Source organism: Bordetella ansorpii, assembly GCF_900078315.1.
Taxonomy (GTDB): Bacteria; Pseudomonadota; Gammaproteobacteria; order Burkholderiales; family Burkholderiaceae_B; genus Bordetella; species Bordetella ansorpii.
On record NZ_FKBS01000017.1, the window covers coordinates 424,309 to 442,016 of the forward strand.

The 17,708-nt window shown below is 67.2% G+C and carries 17 protein-coding genes and 2 tRNA genes; 6 read left to right on the top strand and 13 right to left on the bottom strand.

The window, feature by feature from the left end; all coding sequences use genetic code 11:
- Nucleotides 1–95: 95 nt before the first annotated feature.
- The 4 genes from A7W11_RS16905 to A7W11_RS16920 form a co-directional block, all read right to left on the bottom strand.
- Complete coding sequence (locus A7W11_RS16905; RefSeq protein ID WP_066415556.1) at nucleotides 96–416, bottom strand: hypothetical protein; 321 nt, start codon at nucleotides 414–416, stop codon at nucleotides 96–98.
- 41 nt (nucleotides 417–457) lie between these two features.
- Nucleotides 458–739 (bottom strand): hypothetical protein, encoded by a 282-nt coding sequence (locus tag A7W11_RS16910; protein ID WP_066415558.1) that lies wholly within the window; start codon nucleotides 737–739, stop codon nucleotides 458–460.
- 239 nt (nucleotides 740–978) lie between these two features.
- Nucleotides 979–2,580, bottom strand: a complete 1,602-nt coding sequence (locus A7W11_RS16915) for a GGDEF domain-containing protein (protein ID WP_235816898.1) — start codon at nucleotides 2,578–2,580, stop codon at nucleotides 979–981.
- Between the two features lie 10 nt (nucleotides 2,581–2,590).
- Nucleotides 2,591–2,676 (bottom strand) — tRNA-Leu (locus A7W11_RS16920).
- Between the two features lie 45 nt (nucleotides 2,677–2,721).
- On the opposite strand from A7W11_RS16920, the gene dapC reads away from it, so the two are divergent.
- Genes dapC through A7W11_RS16950 form a run of 6 tightly spaced genes read left to right on the top strand, consistent with a single transcriptional unit; the run spans nucleotide 2,722 to nucleotide 9,197 of the window.
- Nucleotides 2,722–3,918 (top strand): succinyldiaminopimelate transaminase, encoded by a 1,197-nt coding sequence (gene dapC, locus A7W11_RS16925; protein ID WP_066415570.1) that lies wholly within the window; start codon nucleotides 2,722–2,724, stop codon nucleotides 3,916–3,918.
- 48 nt (nucleotides 3,919–3,966) lie between these two features.
- Entirely contained in the window at nucleotides 3,967–4,788 is an 822-nt protein-coding gene (gene dapD, locus A7W11_RS16930) for a 2,3,4,5-tetrahydropyridine-2,6-dicarboxylate N-succinyltransferase (RefSeq protein WP_066415578.1), read from the top strand.
- Nucleotides 4,785–5,927 (top strand): succinyl-diaminopimelate desuccinylase, encoded by a 1,143-nt coding sequence (gene dapE / locus A7W11_RS16935; RefSeq protein ID WP_156523131.1) that lies wholly within the window; start codon nucleotides 4,785–4,787, stop codon nucleotides 5,925–5,927. Before dapD ends, dapE begins: the two co-directional genes overlap by 4 nt.
- 6 nt (nucleotides 5,928–5,933) lie before the next feature.
- Nucleotides 5,934–6,827: a 50S ribosomal protein L3 N(5)-glutamine methyltransferase gene (gene prmB / locus A7W11_RS16940; protein WP_066415591.1), complete on the top strand. Its 894-nt coding sequence runs from the start codon at nucleotides 5,934–5,936 to the stop codon at nucleotides 6,825–6,827.
- On the top strand, nucleotides 6,824–8,755 hold the full coding sequence (locus A7W11_RS16945; RefSeq protein WP_156523122.1) for an ABC-F family ATP-binding cassette domain-containing protein: 1,932 nt from the start codon (nucleotides 6,824–6,826) through the stop codon (nucleotides 8,753–8,755). The genes prmB and A7W11_RS16945 overlap by 4 nt, the downstream gene beginning before the upstream one ends.
- A 49-nt stretch (nucleotides 8,756–8,804) precedes the next feature.
- Nucleotides 8,805–9,197, top strand: coding sequence for a barstar family protein (locus A7W11_RS16950; protein ID WP_066415594.1), 393 nt, complete (start codon nucleotides 8,805–8,807; stop codon nucleotides 9,195–9,197).
- 61 nt (nucleotides 9,198–9,258) lie between these two features.
- On the opposite strand, the gene A7W11_RS16955 is transcribed toward A7W11_RS16950, so the two are convergent.
- From A7W11_RS16955 to A7W11_RS16995, 9 genes are all read right to left on the bottom strand, one after another.
- Nucleotides 9,259–11,145: a potassium transporter Kup gene (locus A7W11_RS16955; RefSeq protein ID WP_066415596.1), complete on the bottom strand. Its 1,887-nt coding sequence runs from the start codon at nucleotides 11,143–11,145 to the stop codon at nucleotides 9,259–9,261.
- Nucleotides 11,142–12,266 carry a sensor histidine kinase gene (locus tag A7W11_RS16960; RefSeq protein ID WP_082887307.1) on the bottom strand — a complete coding sequence of 375 codons (1,125 nt, stop codon included), beginning with the start codon at nucleotides 12,264–12,266 and terminating at the stop codon, nucleotides 11,142–11,144. Before A7W11_RS16960 ends, A7W11_RS16955 begins: the two co-directional genes overlap by 4 nt.
- A 67-nt stretch (nucleotides 12,267–12,333) precedes the next feature.
- Nucleotides 12,334–13,005 carry a response regulator transcription factor gene (locus A7W11_RS16965; RefSeq protein ID WP_066415600.1) on the bottom strand — a complete coding sequence of 224 codons (672 nt, stop codon included), beginning with the start codon at nucleotides 13,003–13,005 and terminating at the stop codon, nucleotides 12,334–12,336.
- Nucleotides 13,006–13,066: 61 nt separating this feature from the next.
- Nucleotides 13,067–13,549, bottom strand: coding sequence for an ExbD/TolR family protein (locus tag A7W11_RS16970; protein ID WP_066415603.1), 483 nt, complete (start codon nucleotides 13,547–13,549; stop codon nucleotides 13,067–13,069).
- On the bottom strand, nucleotides 13,549–14,427 hold the full coding sequence (locus tag A7W11_RS16975; RefSeq protein ID WP_066415606.1) for a MotA/TolQ/ExbB proton channel family protein: 879 nt from the start codon (nucleotides 14,425–14,427) through the stop codon (nucleotides 13,549–13,551). Before A7W11_RS16975 ends, A7W11_RS16970 begins: the two co-directional genes overlap by 1 nt.
- Before the next feature lies 1 nt (nucleotide 14,428).
- On the bottom strand, nucleotides 14,429–15,238 hold the full coding sequence (locus A7W11_RS16980) for an energy transducer TonB (protein ID WP_066415608.1): 810 nt from the start codon (nucleotides 15,236–15,238) through the stop codon (nucleotides 14,429–14,431).
- A 452-nt stretch (nucleotides 15,239–15,690) separates the two neighbouring features.
- A tRNA-Val gene (locus A7W11_RS16985) sits at nucleotides 15,691–15,766 on the bottom strand.
- Nucleotides 15,767–15,876: 110 nt separating this feature from the next.
- On the bottom strand, nucleotides 15,877–16,149 hold the full coding sequence (locus A7W11_RS16990; RefSeq protein ID WP_003812968.1) for an HU family DNA-binding protein: 273 nt from the start codon (nucleotides 16,147–16,149) through the stop codon (nucleotides 15,877–15,879).
- Between the two features lie 300 nt (nucleotides 16,150–16,449).
- A complete protein-coding gene (locus A7W11_RS16995) occupies nucleotides 16,450–17,694 on the bottom strand; it encodes a cystathionine gamma-synthase family protein (protein WP_066415610.1) in 1,245 nt (414 codons plus the stop codon).
- Between the last annotated feature and the right edge of the window lie 14 nt (nucleotides 17,695–17,708).

A 17,708-nucleotide genomic window follows, 5' to 3' on the forward strand; every position in this document is an offset into this window, starting at 1 on the left:
TTAATGCAAAACGCCACTGCTCCCACCCCGCGAAAGGCGTGGGGGACAGATGGTAACGCAGGTCGAGGATTACACCAAATCAGTAAGAGCAAATATTAGTCATCAATCGGTAATCCGAGCAGATCCAAAGCCGCCCCGAAACTGTTCTCGTCAGCGCAGAAAAACACCACGACATCGCCGGGATTGATGTTTTCAAGCACCTGATCGATCTGATCTTGCGCTTGATCAATGCCGTCGATGCCCGCCGCGTGTATGGCGGCGCCCGCTTCAACCAATTCCGGCGGCACGATGGCGGGAATCGATTCCAGATCGGCGTCGCCCAGCATGACGTAAACCGTCAGGCCGGCGCCGTCCAACGTGGTTTCCAGACAAAGCCCGTGTTCGAGCGTGGCCTGGCGGCGGCTGAGGATTTCCATGATCGGTATCGCCTTGTTTGAATTGAAAAAACGCGAACGCCCTATCGCGCCCGCATGCGCAGCAGCACTTTGCGCGCCACCAGCGTGGCCGCAATGCCGATAACCGAGCAGAACAGGAAGGAGGCGACGGCGAGCAGCCACGCCTGGCTGGCCAGCTCGCCCTCGCTGGACGAAACCAGAACCAACACCAGCACGCCCAGGGCGCCCACCAACACGCCCGCCACGCTGTGCGTGGCCGAACGCAAGCCGGCCAGCAACGTGCCACCTACGAGCGCTAGCGCAACGAGGGCCGTCATGGACCAGAACAGGGATTCGTACTGCATGGAGAGTCGTGCGGCCTGGCGGGCATGGCCCGTGGCAGGGGTGTCTTGCGGAGTGATGGCTTGCTGGGGATCTTGAGGCGGCAACCGAGGATACGGCTGCCTGTTACCCGCCTATTATGCACGTTTCCTGGAATGTTTGCTGGCGCCTTGCAAAGGACGTCGCGCAACGAGGGAGGCCCACCCGGCATGGCATGGCCGATACCCCGCCGACCTTGTCGCCGCCCTCCCTCTCCCAGCCCCTACACCGCGGCAGGCTCCTGGCCAGGCCCGGCCTGCGCCGCCGTGGCCGACTGGACGCGGTTGCGCCCGTTCAGCTTGGCCTCGTAGAGCAGCGCATCGGCCACGCGCAACAGGTTCTCCACGGACCCGCCCGCCGCCGGCATGCAACTGGCCGCGCCGATGCTGACCGTGACCTCGCCATGCACGCTGTGCTGGTGCGCCACGTGCAGCGCCTGGATCTTCTTGCGCACGCGCTCGGCCACCGCCGTCGCCTGCCCCGCGATCAGTTCGGGCAGCACCATCGCGAACTCTTCGCCGCCGTACCGCGCGGACATGTCCGCGGGCCGGCGCGCGCAGGAACTGATGCACTGCGCCACCGCGACCAGCACCTCGTCACCGGCGCCGTGGCCGTAGGTGTCGTTGAACAGCTTGAAGTGGTCCACGTCGATGAACAGCACGGCCAGCGGCGTGCCGGCGCGGTGCGCGCGCGCCCACTCCTGCTCGAGACGGGCATCGAGCGCCCGCCGGTTGCTCAGGCCCGTCAGGCCATCCGTGACGGCCAGGCGTTCCAGTTCGATCTGCGCGCGCAGCTTGTCGCGCAGGCTGAAGGCCAGCAGCCACGACAACAGGATGAACAGGCCGACCAGTCCCGCCGTCAGCCCGCCGACCACGATGCTGCGGTCGCGCCAGTCGACCAGCACGTCCTCGACGGCGGGCGCCACCACGGCGATCAGGGGGCTGCCAGGCACGCGCGCGAAGGTGAAGATGCGCTCCACCCCATCGACGCGCGAGCGGGCGACGTAGGAGTCGGGAACATGGGTGGCCATCACGGCGAACGCGGGCAGGCGTGGCTGGCTGTTGCTGACATCGGCGCTCACTGTAGGCTTGCGCGCCAGCCAGGTGCCGTCGGACAGCGCGATGAAGGCCGAGCCCGCACTGCCCGTGTTGACGCGGTCGACCAGCCGCTGGAAGAAATCGACCGGCACAGCCATCAGCGCAACCCCGTCGAAACTGCCATCGGGCGCGTTGATACGGCGCGTCAAGCCGATGGACAGCGCCCCGCCACGCAACCGCGATCGGTACGGATGAGACACATACAGGCCGACAGCGGGACTGCGCTGGTGCACCAGGAAATAATCGCGGTCGGAGAAACGCACCGTGCGATCGATCAATTGGCTCTGCGACGCCACCACGGCGCCGTTGGCATCGACCACGTAGGCGCCGCTGACGTAGCTCGCGGTGGTGAATCTGTCGAACAGCAGGTTTTGCCGCAGGTCGGGCGGCAATTCCCAGATGCCGGGCCGCTGCGCGCTTTCGACAACGCCCTGCAGCGACAGGTTGTAGGTCTCGATGTTGCGCTCGAGATCGCCGGTCATGATGGAAACGAGGCTGGCGGCCGAATCGCGGGCGCGCGCCAGCGCGTCGGTACGGCCGAGGTAGAGGATGCTGCCGATGAGGCTGGCCATGGCCAGTGCGATGAGCGTGCCGGCGAACCCGGCGACATAGGGATGCCCGCCGATCATCTGTACGACGCGATCGGCTGCGATTCCGACCAGCTTGCGCACGCGGCGGCGCAAGGGCAATCCGAATTGCGGCATGCTTTCCTCCTGGAAAGAGGACATGCGGCGATCTTGGTGCGAGGGAGGGGACTCGAACCCCTACACCTTAACGGCGTCTGGACCTAAACCAGGTGCGTCTACCAATTTCGCCACCCTCGCAAAGCCAAGCCCGCTATTGTAGCTTGCTTGGTAAAATCTTGGGCCATGAATCCCCGCCTCGATATTTTGCACCCCTATCCGTTCGAGAAGCTGCGTGCGCTGCTGGCCTCGGCGCAGGTGGTGCCGCACGGATCGACGCCGATCAATCTGTCCATCGGCGAGCCCAAGCATGCCGCGCCCGAGCCGGTCGTGCAAGCCCTGCGCGACGGCCTCGATGGGCTGTCGGTCTATCCGGCCACCCATGGCGACCCTCGCCTGCGCCAGGCCATCGCCCAATGGCTGGCGCACCGCTACAGCATTCCCGCGCCGGACGCCGACACGCAGGTGTTGCCCGTGCTGGGCTCGCGCGAGGCGCTGTTCGCCTTCGCCCAGGTGGTGCTCGATCCCACCGGCAATCAGCGCGTGGTGTGCCCGAACCCGTTCTACCAGATCTACGAAGGCGCCACGCTGCTGGCGGGCGGGCGGCCCTACTTCCTGAACGCCGACCCGGCGCGCGATTTCGGCTGCAACTGGGGCGACGTGCCCGAGGACGTGTGGCGCCAGACGCGGCTGGTGTTCGTGTGTTCGCCGGGCAATCCGGCCGGCAACGTCATGTCGCTGGAAGACTGGCGCGAGCTGTTCGCGCTGGCCGACCGGCACGGTTTCGTCATCGCCTCTGACGAGTGCTATTCCGAGATCTATCACGACGAAGGCGATCCGCCGCTGGGCAGCCTGCAGGCCGCGCGCCGGCTGGGCCGCGACGACTACCGGGGCGTGGTGGCCTTCTCCAGCCTGTCCAAGCGTTCCAACGTGCCGGGCCTGCGCTCGGGCTTCGTGGCGGGCGACGCCACGCTGATCGCGCCCTTCCTGCGCTATCGCACGTATCATGGCAGCGCCATGAGCCCGGCGGTGGCCACGGCCAGCATCGCCGCCTGGCGCGACGAAGACCACGTGCGCGACAATCGCCGCCAATACCGCGAGAAATTCGACGCCGTGCTGCCCATCCTGCAATCCGTGCTGGACGTGCGCCGGCCGCAGGCCTCCTTCTATCTTTGGGCGCCCACGCCGGGCCCCGATACCGCGTTCGCCCGCGACCTGTACGGCAGCACCGGCGTCACCGTGCTGCCGGGCAGCTTCCTGGCGCGCGAGGCCCGTGGCGCCAATCCCGGTTGCGGCCGGGTGCGGCTGGCGCTGGTCGCGCCGCTGGCGCAATGCGTGGAAGCCGCCGAGCGCATCGCGCGCTTCGTGCGCACCCACGCCTGAATCCATTCGAATCCTCATCTCATCAACCCGTCTAGATATCGGATCACCATGACTCTCGACCTGCAGACCACCATCGAAACCGCCTGGGAGAACCGCACCAGCCTCTCCCCCTCCGACGCCAGCGCCGAGATCCGCGAAGCCGTCGAGCACACGATCGACGCCCTGGACATGGGCCGCCTGCGCGTGGCCGAGAAGACCGGCGCCGACTGGGTCGTGCACCAGTGGATCAAGAAGGCCGTGCTGCTGTCGTTCCGCCTGCAGGACAACGTCGTCATGGGCCAGTCGCCCGTGCAGTTCTACGACAAGGTGCCGCTGAAGTTCGCCGAGTACGGCGACCACGCCTTCAAGGCCGGCGGCTACCGCGTGGTGCCGCCCGCCGTGGCCCGCCGCGGCGCCTTCATCGCCCGCAACGTGGTGTTGATGCCCTCGTACGTGAACATCGGCGCCTACGTCGACGAAGGCACGATGGTCGACACCTGGGCCACCGTCGGCTCGTGCGCCCAGATCGGCAAGAACGTGCACCTGTCGGGTGGCGTGGGCATCGGCGGCGTGCTGGAGCCGCTGCAGGCCAACCCCACCATCATCGAGGACAACTGCTTCATCGGCGCCCGTTCGGAAGTCGTGGAAGGCGTGGTGGTGGAAGAGAACTCGGTGCTGGCCATGGGCGTGTACCTGTCGCAAAGCACCAAGATCTATGACCGCGCCACGGGCAAGATCACCTACGGCCGCGTGCCGTCGGGTTCCGTCGTGGTGCCGGGCTCGCTGCCCTCGGCCGACGGCTCGCACAGCCTGGCTTGCGCCGTGATCGTCAAGCGCGTCGACGCGCAGACCCGCGCCAAGACCAGCATCAACGACCTGCTGAGGGCCTGATGAGCAACGCCGTCCTCGACCTGGTCCGCGACCTGATCGCCCGTCCGTCGGTCACGCCCGACGATCTGGATTGCCAGCAGTTGCTGGCGCAGCGCCTAGCGCGCATGGGCTTTCGTTGCGAGACCATCTCGCGCGGCGGCGTCACCAACCTGTGGGCGCGGCGCGGAGACACCGCGCCGCTGACCGTGTTCGCGGGCCACACCGACGTGGTCCCACCCGGTCCGCGCGACCACTGGGAAAGCGATCCGTTCGTGCCCACCGAACGCGATGGCTTCCTGTATGGCCGCGGCGCGGCCGACATGAAAAGCTCGATCGCCGCCTTCGTGGTGGCGGCCGAGGAGTTCGTGGCGGCCAATCCGCAACACGGCGGCTCGATCGCGCTGCTGTTGACCTCCGACGAAGAAGGCCCCGCGGTCGACGGCACCGTCATCGTCTGCGAGGAACTGACGCGCCGCGGCGTGCAGCTCGACTACTGCATCGTGGGCGAACCCACGTCCGGCGACGTGCTGGGCGATACCTGCAAGAACGGCCGCCGCGGCTCGCTGTCGGGCAAGCTGACCGTCAAGGGCGTGCAGGGCCACGTGGCCTACCCGCACCTGGCGCGCAACCCCGTGCACCAGTTGGCGCCCGCGCTGGCCGAACTGGTTGCCATCGAATGGGACCAGGGCAACGAATACTTCCCCCCGACCACATTCCAGGTGTCCAACCTGAACGCGGGCACGGGCGCCACGAACGTGGTGCCGGGCACGGCGGTGGCGCTGTTCAACTTCCGCTTCTCCACCGCCAGCACGCCGGATGGCCTGAAGGCGCAGGTGCACGCGGTGCTGGACCAGCACGGCCTGGAGTACGAACTGGACTGGAACCTGGGCGGCGAACCCTTCCTGACGCCGCGCGGCACCCTGACCGACGCGCTGGTGCGGGCCATCGCCGACGAGACCGGCGTGACGGCGGAATTGTCGACCACCGGCGGCACGTCGGATGGACGTTTCATCGCCAAGATCTGTCCGCAGGTGATCGAGTTCGGCCCCTGCAACGCCACCATCCACAAGGTCAACGAGCGCATCGAGCTGACCAGCCTGGCCCCCCTGAAGAACATCTACCGCCGCACGCTGGAAAACCTGCTGCCGGCGGCTCGCTGAGGCCCCATGGTCCCTGCAAACGCCCGAACCGAACTGCTTACCGTGCGCGACCTGGTGCGCTACGCCGTATCGCGCCTGAATGCCACGCACGCGGTGCTGGGCCACGGCACGGACGACCCCTACGACGAGGCCGTGTACCTGGTGCTGCATGCGCTGCACCTGCCGCTGGACACGCTCGATCCCTTCCTGGACGCACGCGTGCTGTCCAGCGAGCGCGAGCGCGTGCTCGACTTGATCGACCGCCGTGTCACCGACCGCCTGCCCGCGCCCTACCTGACCCACGAGGCCTGGCTGCGCGGCCATCGCTTCTACGTGGACCAACGGGTGATCGTGCCGCGCTCGCCCATCGCCGAACTGCTGGAAACCGGCTTCGCGCCCTGGGTGGCCGATGCCGAAGCGGTGCAGTACGCGCTGGACATGTGCACCGGTTCGGGCTGCCTGGCCATCCTGACCGCGCTGGCGTTCCCGAACGCACAGGTCGACGCCGTCGACCTGTCGCCGGACGCCCTGGAAGTGGCCGCCCGCAACGTGGCCGACTACGGCCTGCAAGACCGCCTGGCGCTGCACCAGGGCAACCTGTTCGACGCCCTGCCCGCGCGGAGGTACGACGTCATCGTCTGCAATCCCCCCTACGTGAACAGCGGCTCGATGGACGCGCTGCCGCAGGAATACCGCCATGAGCCCACGATGGCGCTGGCGGGCGGCGCGGACGGCATGGACCTGGTGCGCAACATCCTGGCCCGCGCGCCGGATTTCCTGGCGCCGCACGGCGTGCTGGTGCTGGAGATCGGCAACGAGTACGAGAACTTCGCCGCGGCCTTCCCCGAACTGGATCCGGTCTGGCTGGACAGCGCCGAGACCTCGAACCAGATCCTGCTGCTGACCCGCGAACAATTGTGATACGTGCTTCTGGACTGACCCTGCGCCGCGGCACCAAGGTGCTGCTGGACGGCGCTGAATTCGTCGTGCATCCCGGCGAGCGCGTCGGCATCGTCGGCAAGAACGGCGCGGGCAAGTCTTCGCTGTTCGGCCTGCTGACGGGCACGCTGGACGCCGATGCCGGCACGCTGGACCTACCCGCGGGCTGGCGCATCGCCAGCGTGAAGCAGGAAATCGCGGCCGACACGCAACCCGCGCGCGAGTTCGTCATCGACGGCGACCGCCATCTGCGCAACCTGCAGGCCCAGCGCGAGGCGCTGTCGCCCGAGCAAGGCACGCAGATCGCCGAGGTCGAGGCCGAGCTGGCCGAGGCCGGCGCCTGGGACGCCGCGTCGCGCGCCGAACAGTTGCTGGCCGGCCTGGGCTTCGCGCCCGACGAGTGGATGCGGCCCGTGGAGAGCTTCTCCGGCGGCTGGCGCATGCGCCTGGCGCTGGCCAGCGCGCTGATGGCGCCGTCCGACCTGCTGTTGCTGGACGAGCCCACCAACCACCTGGATCTCGACGCCATGCTGTGGCTCGAGAAGTGGCTGGGCGCCTACCCCGGCACCGTGCTGCTGATCTCGCACGACACCGAGTTCCTGGATGCCGTCGTCCGTGCCGTGCTGCACTTCGACCACGCCAAGCTGATCCGTTATCGCGGCGGCTACGAAGACTTCGTCACGCAGCGCGCCGAACGGTTGCGCCAGGCCAACGTGGCCTACGAGCGCCAGAACCGCGAGGCGGCGCGGCTGCAAAGCTTCATCGACCGCTTCAAGGCCAAGGCCTCGAAGGCCAAGCAGGCGCAGAGCCGCGTGAAGGCCCTGGCCCGCATGGAGGCCCGCGCGCCGCTGCATGCCGAGGCCGGCATCGACATCCGCATCCCTTCTCCCGAGCACACGCCCGATCCCCTGCTGGTGCTGGAACATGCCTCGGCGGGCTATCCCGAAGCGCCCATCCTGCGCGACGTGACGCTGATGGTGCGCGCGGGCAGCCGCATCGGCGTGCTGGGCGCCAACGGCGCGGGCAAGAGCACGCTGATCAAGACCCTGGCCGAGGAAATCCCGGTGCAGGCCGGCGAACGCCGCGCCTCGCGCGGCCTGGCCATCGGCTACTTCCATCAGCACCAGCTCGACATGTTGGACCTGGACAGCACGCCGCTGCAGCATCTGGCGCGCATGGCGCCCGAGGTGCGCGAACAGGAACTGCGCAACTACCTGGGCGGCTTCGGCTTCTCGGGCGAAACGGTGCTGAGCAAGGTCGGCCCCATGTCGGGCGGCGAAAAGGCGCGCCTGGCGCTGTCCCTGATCGTCTGGCAGAAGCCCAACCTGCTGCTGCTGGACGAACCCAGCAACCACCTGGACGTGGAAACCCGCGAGGCCCTGGCCGCCGCACTGGCCGAATTCTCGGGCAGCATGCTGCTGGTCTCGCACGACCGGCACCTGCTGCGCACCACCGTCGACAGCTTCTGGATCGTGGCCGACGGCCAGGTCCGCGAATTCGACGGCGACCTGGAAGACTACCGCGACTGGCTGGCCAGCCGCACCGCCGCCGAACGCGCCGAGAAGGCCGAAGCCGCGCGCGCGGCCGGCGGTGCCGCGGCCGCGCCGGTGGTCGACCGCAAGGCCCAGAAACGCCTGGAAGCCGAACAGCGCCAGCGCCTGTCCGCCCTGCGCAAGCCGCTCGAGACACGCCTGGCCAAGGTCGAAACCGACATGGAAAAATCGCGCCAGCGCATCCAGGTCCTGGATGCCCTGATCGCCGACCCCGACTTCTATTCCGACGCCCGCCGCGCCGAGCGCCAGCAGGTCATGGCCGAGCACGGCGAACTGGGCAAGAAGGTGGACGAGCTGGAAGAACAGTGGCTCGACATCCAGGAATCCCTGGAAGGCATCGACAAGTCACCGGCTTGACCGGACAACGGCACGGCACCTGTGCGGGCATCGCGACGGAAGCACGATCATGACGAAAACGCTGATCCTGGACGGCGGCCGCATCCACGACATTCCCAGCCTGTACGCGGAGATCAACCGCGTGTTCATGGCCGACGAAACCTGGCAACTGGCGCCCAGCCTGGACGCGCTGGACGACCTGCTGTATGGCGGCTACGGCGCGATCCAGGGCAAGGAACGGGTCACGCTGATCTGGCTGCACCACGACAAGAACCGCGTCGACCTCGGCGAGCAAGCAACGCGGGCCTTCTACGAAGACAAGCTACGGAATCCGCGGCGGTACAATCAGGAATGGGCCCGCCGATCACTGGCGGAACTGGAGGAAGGCACCGGCTCGACGTACTTCGAGACCGTGCTGGAGATCATCGCCGGCCACCCGAACATCTCATTGGACGCGCGCTGAACGACATCCCGGCACGAGCCATTCGGCGAATCCCCAGGTGGCGCACCCGAGCGCGAACCGGCTACAGCTCGACCTGCATCCCCATCTCCACCACCCGATTGGGCGGAATCTTGAAGAACTTGGTGCTGCGCGTGCCGTTGCGTGCCATGAAGGCGAACACCGCGCGGCGCGAGGCCCACATGGCCGGGCGACGGCCCGCCACGACGGTCTGCCGCGACAGATAGAACGAGGTGCGCATCGGCTCCAGATCGAGTTCGGGATAGGCCTCGGCCACGTCGCGCAACGACTCGGGAATATCGGGATCTTCCTTGAATCCGTAGAACACCGTCAATTGCCAGCTGGAGGTGCTCAGGCGCTTCAACGTGAACCGCTCGTCGGGCGCGACGTGCGGCACGTCGGCCACGCGTATCGTCAGGAACACCACCTGGTCGTGCAGCACCTTGTTGTGCTTGAGGTTGTGCAGCAGCGCCGGCGGCACATAGCCCGAATTCATCGTCATGAAGATGGCCGTGCCGTGCACGCGCGCCGGCGGGTACTCTTCCAGCTGCACCATGAATTCCTGCAGCGGCTGGCGATCGCGCGCCTGCAGGTCGGCCAGCAGCTGGCGGCCGCGCCGCCACGTCATCATCAGCCCGTAGATCACCACGCCCACCGCCAGCGGCAGCCAGCCGCCCTCGTGCAGCTTGAGCACGTTGGAACTGAACAGCAGCACGTCTACGACCAGCAACACGCACAGCAGGGCCAGCCACAGCGCCCGGCGGCCGCCCATCACCGTGGGCAGCACGCAGAACGCCAGGATGGAAGTGGTCAGCATCGTGCCCGTGACGGCAAAGCCGTAGGCCGCGGCCAGGTTCTCGGAATTCTGGAACAGCAGCACCAGCACCAGCACCGCGCACAGCAGCAGCGCATTGACCTGCGGCAGGTAGATCTGGCCCTTTTCGAGCGCCGAGGTGTGCAGGATCTGCATGCGCGGCCAGAAGCCCAGTTGCACCGCCTGCCGGGTGACCGAGAAGGCGCCGGAGATGACGGCCTGCGAGGCCACCACGGTGGCGACCGTGGCCAGCGCCACCAGAGGCACCAGGCCCCAGTCGGGCGCCATCAGAAAGAAGGGATTGCGCAAGGCGGACGGGTCGCGCAGCAGCAATGCGCCCTGCCCGAAATAGCAGGCCGTCAGCGCCGGCAGCACCATCCAGAACCAGGCCGTGCGAATGGCCGGGCGGCCGAAGTGGCCCATGTCGGCGTACAGCGCCTCGGCGCCGGTCAGCGCCAGCACCACCGCGCCCAGCAGCAGGAAACTGGCGCCGGGATAGTCGATGACGAAGCGCACGGCCAGCAGCGGATTCAGCGCGGCCAGCACCTCGGGATTCTGGATGATCTGCCACACGCCCAGCGCGGCCAGCGTGCCGAACCACAGCGCCATGATGGGCCCGAACAGCTTGCCCACGGTGCCCGTGCCGTGCGACTGAATGGCGAACAACAGCACCAGCACCACCAACGCCAGGGGCACCACCCAGTGGTCCAGGCGATGCGAGACCACGCCGATGCCCTCGAGCGCCGAGAGCACCGAAATGGCAGGCGTGATCATGCTGTCGCCGTAGAACAGCGCGGCGCCGAAGATGCCCAGGCCCACCAGCACGGCGCGCGTGCGCCCCTGGCGGCCGCGCACGGCCAGTTCGAGCAGGGCAAGCGTGCCGCCCTCGCCGCGGTTGTCAGCGCGCAGCACCAGGGTGACGTACTTGAGCGACACCACCAGCATCAACAGCCAGAACAGGATCGACAGGATGCCCAGCACGTGGCCGGGCCGCACTTCGTCGAAGGCGGTCAGACAGGCGCGCAGCGTATACAGCGGGCTGGTGCCGATGTCGCCGTACACCACGCCCAGCGCGCCCAGCACCAGCACGCGCCGGGACGAGGTTTCGCCATGGCCAGGATGGGATGTTGCGCTCATGAGGTACGTTCGTTACGGGTCAGTTGCGTGCCCTTGCGCGGGCCGGGAAACACCACGGAAAGCCGGGTGCCAGGATACTCGGGCCGGCTGGCCAGCTTCCACCAGGCGCCGTGCGCGTGCGCGATCTCGCGCACGATGGCCAGGCCCAGGCCCGATCCGCCCGCCGCCGCGGTGGGCGAACGGTAGAAGGCCTCGAACACGCTTTCGCGTTCATCGAGCGTGATGCCGGGGCCGTCATCCTCGACGGTCAGCGACGGCGGGTTGGTGCCGACGGTCAGCGTGATGCGGCCCTGCGGCTTGCCGTAGCGCAAGGCGTTGTCGATCAGGTTGCCCAGCAGTTCGTCCAGCAGCAACGGATCGCCATCGACCCACACCGGCAGGTCGGGCGCGGCCAGGTCGATGTCGACCTGCTGCGCGCGGGCGCGTGGAATCCATTCGGCGCCGCTGGCTCGTACCCACTCGCACAGGTCGATGCGCACGAAACGGTCTTGCGGCTGCGCATCGGGGTCGGCGCGCGCCAGCACCAGCAATTGCTGGCCCAGGCGGATCATGCGGTCGCTGACCACCTTGATGCGCTCGGCCCGCACCCGCACGTCGTCGGGCAGCGGGCGGGCCAGCATCAGTTCGGATTCGAGGCGCAGGCCGGCCAGCGGCGTGCGCAACTGATGCGCGGCGTGGCCGATGAAACGGCGCTGCGCCTTCAGCGAGGCATCCAGGCGGCCCAGCAGATCGTTGATGTGCGTGACCAGCGGCGCGATCTCGGCGGGCAGGTCCGCCACTTCCATCGGCTGCATGTCGTCGATGGAGCGCTGGCGGATTTCCTCGGACAGGTCATTGACCGAGCGCAGCCCGGAACGCACGCCCTGGATGATGACGCCTGCGAACAGGATGATCAGGAGAACCTGGCACACCACCATGAGCCAGAAGAAATCCTCCAGCATCCATAGCGAGAGCTCGATCTTGTGGGTGATGACCCAGGTGGCCGCCAGGTCGAGCAGCACCAGGACCAGGATCGGCGGCATCAGCCGCACGACCAGGTGGCGCGCCAGCGAGCCCGTGGGCAGCCAGCGGCGATCGAGCGCAGGCTCGACCGGCGGCGTGGCGGAAGGATGCTGGGGCATGTCGGATCAGGATCGGCAGGCGAAGGGGCCTACCGGGTGGCCGCGGCGTTGCGGGCCAGGTGGCGCGTCACGCCGCTTCCACGTCCAGCAGGTAGCCGAAGCCGCGCACCGTCTGGATGCTGGCGCCGGTGCCCTCCAGGCGCTTGCGCAGACGGTAGACGTAGACTTCGACCGCGTTCTCGCTGAAGTCGGCGTCCCAGGCGGACAGGGAATTGACGATCTGGCGCTTGGTGACCACGCGGCCGACGCGCGCCATCAGCATCTCGAGCACCGAGAGTTCGCGCACGGACAGCGACAGGCGCTGGCCATTGACGCGCACTTCGCGGCCGACGGTGTCGAACACCAGCGGACCGACTTCGATGAAGGGCTGGGCCTGGCCGCTGCGGCGGCGGGCCAGCGCGCGAACGCGGGCGGCCAGCTCGGGCAGGTCGAAAGGCTTGGTGACGTAGTCGTCGGCGCCGGCATCCAGGCCCGCCACGCGGTCGTCGAGACCATCGCGCGCGGTGAGGATGAGCACCGGCACCTGATTGCCGTCCAGGCGCAGCTGCCGCAACACCTCGAGGCCGCCCAGACCGGGCAGATTCAGATCCAGAAGGATCAACTCGTACGACTGGCCGACCATGGCGCCCTGGACTTTATCGCCCTCGGTCAGCCAGTCGACCGCGTACCCCTGGTCGGACAGGAACTCCTGGAGAGCATGCCCCAGGGTGGTGTCGTCTTCGATGACTAGTACTCGCATGGCGCGATTCTAGCGCGATCCCGGCCCGCGTGGGGCCGGTTTCTCGCATGTCAGGATGCCGTCAGCGCGGGGCGCTTGCGGCGCCCTGCCCCGCAGGGGCGGCGGGCGCAGGGATGGGCGGCACGCCAGGCGCCGGCGTGGTCACGAAACCGATGCGCCCCATGCCCGAACGGCGCGCCGAGGCCATGACCTTGGCCAGCGTTTCGTAGCGGGTGGCCTGATCGGCGCGGATGCGGATCTCGGGCTGCGGTTTGTCGTGCGCGACTGTCAGGAAACGGTTCGGCAGGTCATCGATGTTGACCGGCTGCTCGTTCCAGAACAGGCCGCCGTTGGCGTCGATGGCCAGGTCGATCGTCTTGGGATCTTCCTGGATCTGCTCGGCGCTGACCTGCGGCATGTTGATCTTGATCGAGTGCGCCAACAGCGGCGCCGTGATGATGAAGATCACCAGCAGCACCAACATGACGTCGATCAGCGGCACCATGTTGATGTCGGATACCGTGTGACTGCCCGAGCCTTTATTGTCGAAGCCGCCGAACGCCATTATTCGCTCCGTGCGCCGGCAGCCGGCGCGGCGCGGTGCAGCGGACGCACCTTGCCGCTGGGCATGGCGACCTGCTGGCCGGTGGTCAGGAACGCGAACAGGTCATGCGCGAAGGCATCCAGGCGCGACAGGTAGACGCGGTTGTTGCGCACGAAGGCGTTGTAGGCCAGCACCGCGGGAATGGCGACCGCCAGGCCCAGGCCCGTCATGATGAGGGCTTCGCCCACCGGACCGGCGATGCGGTTGATGGTGACGCCGTCGGACAGGCCGATGCCCACCAGCGCGTGATACACACCCCACACCGTACCGAACAGGCCCACGAACGGCGCGGTGGAGCCCACCGACGCCAGCACCGTCAGGCCGTTTTCCAGCTTGGCGGTTTCTTCGTCGATGACCTTGCGCATGGTGCGCGTGACGAACTCGCCGTTCGAGCCGACTTCCTCCAGCTTGGTGGCGCCGAAGCGGGCATGATGGCTTTGCGCGTGGATGGCGTGGCTGGCCAGGTGCGAGAAGGGATCGCGCGCGCCGTGCGTGGCGATTTCATTCTCGACCTGCGCCAGCGAGGACGCGTTCCAGAACTTGTTCAGGAAGGCGGCCGTGCGGCGGCGCATGCTCATGTTGCCGAAGGCCTTGACCACGATCAGGTACCACGTGACCAGCGACATGACGATGAGGATGATGAACAGCGTCTTGCCGACGAAGTCGGCCTGCGTGACGAAGTGCATGAAACCCATGTCGGGCACGGGCAGCGGCGCGGTCGCAGCGGCCGCGGCAGCGGGCTGCAGGGGGGCAGCGGCGGCTGCCGTGGCTGCGGGCGCCGCGGGTGCGCCGGTCGTCGCCTGGGCCACCAGGGTGGCGGTTTGGATGGCGTTGGACATCTCAGTTCCTCATCGTGAAATCGAACGGAATTCGGGCGCGGGCCGGCAGGGCCACCCCGTTTCGCATAAGTGGTTTGAATCGGGCCTTGCGGACTGCGGCCAGCGCGGACTCGTCCAGGCGGGGATAGCCTGACGACGTATCGATGCGCACGGTTTCGGGCAGACCTTGGGTATTGATGTCGACCAGCACCACGACGCGGCCTTCCTCGCGCATGCGCGCCGAGATGGCCGGATAGTTCGGCTTGGGTTGGCCGCCGAGATACTCGACGTTGGTCATCGTCTCGGGCTCGCTGGGCTGCGGCGCCTGGCGCGGCGCCTGCGTCACCTTCTGCTCGCCCACGGGGCTGGGCGGCGGCGGCGTTTCCGGCTGCGGCTTGGGTTCCGGCTTCGGCTCGGGCTTGGGCTGCGGTTTGGGTTGCGGCTTGGGCTTGGGTTTCGGCTTCGGTTTGGGCGCAGGCTCGGGCGGCTTCTCGATGATGGGCTCGGGCTCGGGTTCCGGCTCGACCTCGGGCTCCGGCTCGGGCGGAGGCGGCTCTTCGACGGGCGGCGGCGGAGGAGGTTCTTCCACCGGGGGCGGCGGCGTTTCGGTCTCGGGCTGGACTTGCGCCAACTGGGGCTCAGGCGCTTCGATCACGCTGACCATCACCGGCTCCTGCTCGAGCATCTGCGGCTTTTCGGTATCGCCGAAATAGTATGCAACGGCGACAACGCCTACGTGCAGGGCAAGGATGACCACACCCGCCGCGCCACGCCACAAGAAGGAAGACAGGGAGGAAGAGGAAGCGTACCGACCGTATTGAGGGCTAGGCATGAATCAGCCGAGGAACTATCTATGGACTATCAGCCAGCCCGCCACGCATCGAACAAACGCGCGCAGCCCGCCGGCGGCTTCGGAATCCGATACGATATATTAAATGCGAATTATTCGCAAGTTAAGTTATAGCAACGTTTCCGGGCGGATCGGCGTCGCCGCGGGCCCGCTGGATCAGGACGAGCCCCGGCCGCGGCGCAATACATTGCGGCCCCAGGCCCTGGCCATCAGCGGGCCACATGCCGGACGCAGACGAACGACGGCCAGACGACGCGTACGCGGCGATATCTTGAGACGCAGGGGGAAAGAGAATGGAGGTGCGACGCAGACCGGAACCGTGGATCCGATGCCTGCCGCGACAGGAAGCTGCTTCAGGGAAAATCTGGAGACACCGCGGGATTCGACGAGATGCGAATGCGATGGCGGGCGCATGCGGTGGTGGGTGCATGCGGTGGTGGGTGCTACAGGGGTCGAACCTGTGACCTACGCCTTGTAAGGGCGCCGCTCTACCAACTGAGCTAAGCACCCCTTGTAGCGGGGAGCCACTGCGCAATGCGGACCGCAGTATAGCGGAGCGCCTGAGGGTCGGCAAATCGAGGGCAACGCCCCCGCCTTTGCCGCGCCCGTCATGCCGTCTATCAGTTGACGGCGTCCTTCAGGGCCTTGCCCGGACGGAACTTCGGCACCTTGGCCTTCTTGATCTTGATCGTTTCGCCCGTGCGCGGATTGCGGCCGGTGCGAGCGGCGCGGGCCGAGACGGCGAAGGTGCCGAAGCCCACCAGCGTAACCGTGCCGCCCTTCTTCAGGGTGGTCTTGACGGCACCGATCAGTGCATCCAAAGAACGGCCGGCAGCCGCCTTGGAGATGTCAGCCTTGCTAGCGATGTGATCGATGAGTTCGGTTTTGTTCATGCAGGAGTACCCCTCACAGAATATAGGCCGGCCGCACGCAGCGAAGACGCAAGCCGTGCGCCAGTGGCCGGTAGAACGAGTGGATGTCTGATTCTTGCGCTGCAAAGCACAACTTGTGAACTGCTACGCCATGGATGATGCGATTCAGCGCCGTGTTGGCCGCTGCGGCGTAGAGACGTATTAGGCATCCGGCCCGGGCGACTGTCAAGCCCAAACCGGGTTACAAGCCGCGCCAGCATTGGGTTTGGCACAATGGTGAACCGCGCGCGAACGCGATCGGCGTTCGCGCGAGCCACTTGCTCATCCCTTCATGCTGCCTTGCAGGGCCTGGTCGAAATCATGCAGCAGATCGGCTTCGTCCTCGATCCCCACGGACACGCGGATCAGGCTGTCGGCGATGCCCATCTGCTTGCGGCGTTCGGGGCCCATTTCGTAGTAGATGGTGTGCGCCGCGGGCAGCGCCAGGCTGCGCGTGTCGCCCAGGTGCGTGGCCATCAGCACGATGCGCAGGCGATTGAGGAAGTCGAAGCAATCGATGCCGTCGGCCAGTTCCACGCCCAGCAGGCCGCCGAAACGGCCCTTGAACAGGCCTGCGGCGCGCGCGTGCTGCGGATGGGATTCCAGGCCCGGGTAATGCACCTTGGCCACGCCGGGGTGCTTTTCCAGGAAGCGCGCCAGCGCCAGCGCATTGGCGCAATGGCGGTCCATGCGCAGCGCCAGGGTCTCGGCGCCGATGGCGATACGGTGCGCAGGCTCGGCGGCCAGCGTGCCGCCCATGTCGCGCAGGCCTTTCTTCTTGATCTGCGTCAGGCCCCAGCCGGTGGACGGGCCTTTCTTGTACGAGTCGTAGATATTGCCGTAGTTCGCCCAGTCGTACAGGCCAGTGTCCGTGATCGAGCCGCCCAGCGCATGGCCGTGGCCCGCGATGTACTTGGACAGCGAGTTCATCACCAGCGAGGCGCCCATCTCGCGGCCCTGCAGCAGCCAGGGCGAGGTCAGCGTGTTGTCGATGAGGTAGACCAGGCCGTGCTCGCGGCACAGATCGCCCATGCCCTTCAGGTCGGCGATCTGCGTGCCGGGGTTGGCGATGGTTTCCGTGAACACCATGCGCGTCTCGGGACGCAGCGCGGCGCGCACCTGTTCGATGTCGGTGGCGTCGACGGTGGTGACCTGCACGCCCAGATCGGCCAGCGTGCCCAGCAGGCTGTTGGTGTTGCCGAACACGTACTGGCTGGACACCAGGTGATCGCCGCGGCGCAACAGCGTGCAGAACACCGCGGCCAACGCGGCCATGCCGGTGGCGAAGCTGACGGAATTCCTGCCGCCTTCCATCAGCGTGATCTTGGCTTCCAGCGCGTTGGTGGTCGGCGTGCCCTGGCGCGCGTACGTGAAACCCGCCTTGCCCTGGAATACCGCGGCCAGCTCGCGCGCGTCTTCGTAGGCGAACTCGGACGACGGGTGCATCGGCTTGTGCACGGCGCCGTGCTCGACGGACTGGCTGCGGTCGGAATGGAGAATGCCGGTGGTAAAGCCGTTCTGATGCATGGTCTCGGTGTTTC

What these genes read in the sequence shown, in the direction of transcription:
- A7W11_RS16905 (WP_066415556.1), bottom strand. Translation starts at nt 416, where the DNA reads ATGGAAATCCTCAGCCGCCGCCAGGCCACGCTCGAACACGGGCTTTGT.
- A7W11_RS16910 (WP_066415558.1), bottom strand. Translation starts at nt 739, where the DNA reads ATGCAGTACGAATCCCTGTTCTGGTCCATGACGGCCCTCGTTGCGCTA.
- A7W11_RS16915 (WP_235816898.1), bottom strand. Translation starts at nt 2,580, where the DNA reads ATGTCCTCTTTCCAGGAGGAAAGCATGCCGCAATTCGGATTGCCCTTG.
- dapC (WP_066415570.1), top strand. Translation starts at nt 2,722, where the DNA reads ATGAATCCCCGCCTCGATATTTTGCACCCCTATCCGTTCGAGAAGCTG.
- dapD (WP_066415578.1), top strand. Translation starts at nt 3,967, where the DNA reads ATGACTCTCGACCTGCAGACCACCATCGAAACCGCCTGGGAGAACCGC.
- prmB (WP_066415591.1), top strand. Translation starts at nt 5,934, where the DNA reads ATGGTCCCTGCAAACGCCCGAACCGAACTGCTTACCGTGCGCGACCTG.
- A7W11_RS16950 (WP_066415594.1), top strand. Translation starts at nt 8,805, where the DNA reads ATGACGAAAACGCTGATCCTGGACGGCGGCCGCATCCACGACATTCCC.
- A7W11_RS16955 (WP_066415596.1), bottom strand. Translation starts at nt 11,145, where the DNA reads ATGAGCGCAACATCCCATCCTGGCCATGGCGAAACCTCGTCCCGGCGC.
- A7W11_RS16960 (WP_082887307.1), bottom strand. Translation starts at nt 12,266, where the DNA reads ATGCCCCAGCATCCTTCCGCCACGCCGCCGGTCGAGCCTGCGCTCGAT.
- A7W11_RS16965 (WP_066415600.1), bottom strand. Translation starts at nt 13,005, where the DNA reads ATGCGAGTACTAGTCATCGAAGACGACACCACCCTGGGGCATGCTCTC.
- A7W11_RS16970 (WP_066415603.1), bottom strand. Translation starts at nt 13,549, where the DNA reads ATGGCGTTCGGCGGCTTCGACAATAAAGGCTCGGGCAGTCACACGGTA.
- A7W11_RS16975 (WP_066415606.1), bottom strand. Translation starts at nt 14,427, where the DNA reads ATGTCCAACGCCATCCAAACCGCCACCCTGGTGGCCCAGGCGACGACC.
- A7W11_RS16980 (WP_066415608.1), bottom strand. Translation starts at nt 15,238, where the DNA reads ATGCCTAGCCCTCAATACGGTCGGTACGCTTCCTCTTCCTCCCTGTCT.
- A7W11_RS16990 (WP_003812968.1), bottom strand. Translation starts at nt 16,149, where the DNA reads ATGAACAAAACCGAACTCATCGATCACATCGCTAGCAAGGCTGACATC.
- A7W11_RS16995 (WP_066415610.1), bottom strand. Translation starts at nt 17,694, where the DNA reads ATGCATCAGAACGGCTTTACCACCGGCATTCTCCATTCCGACCGCAGC.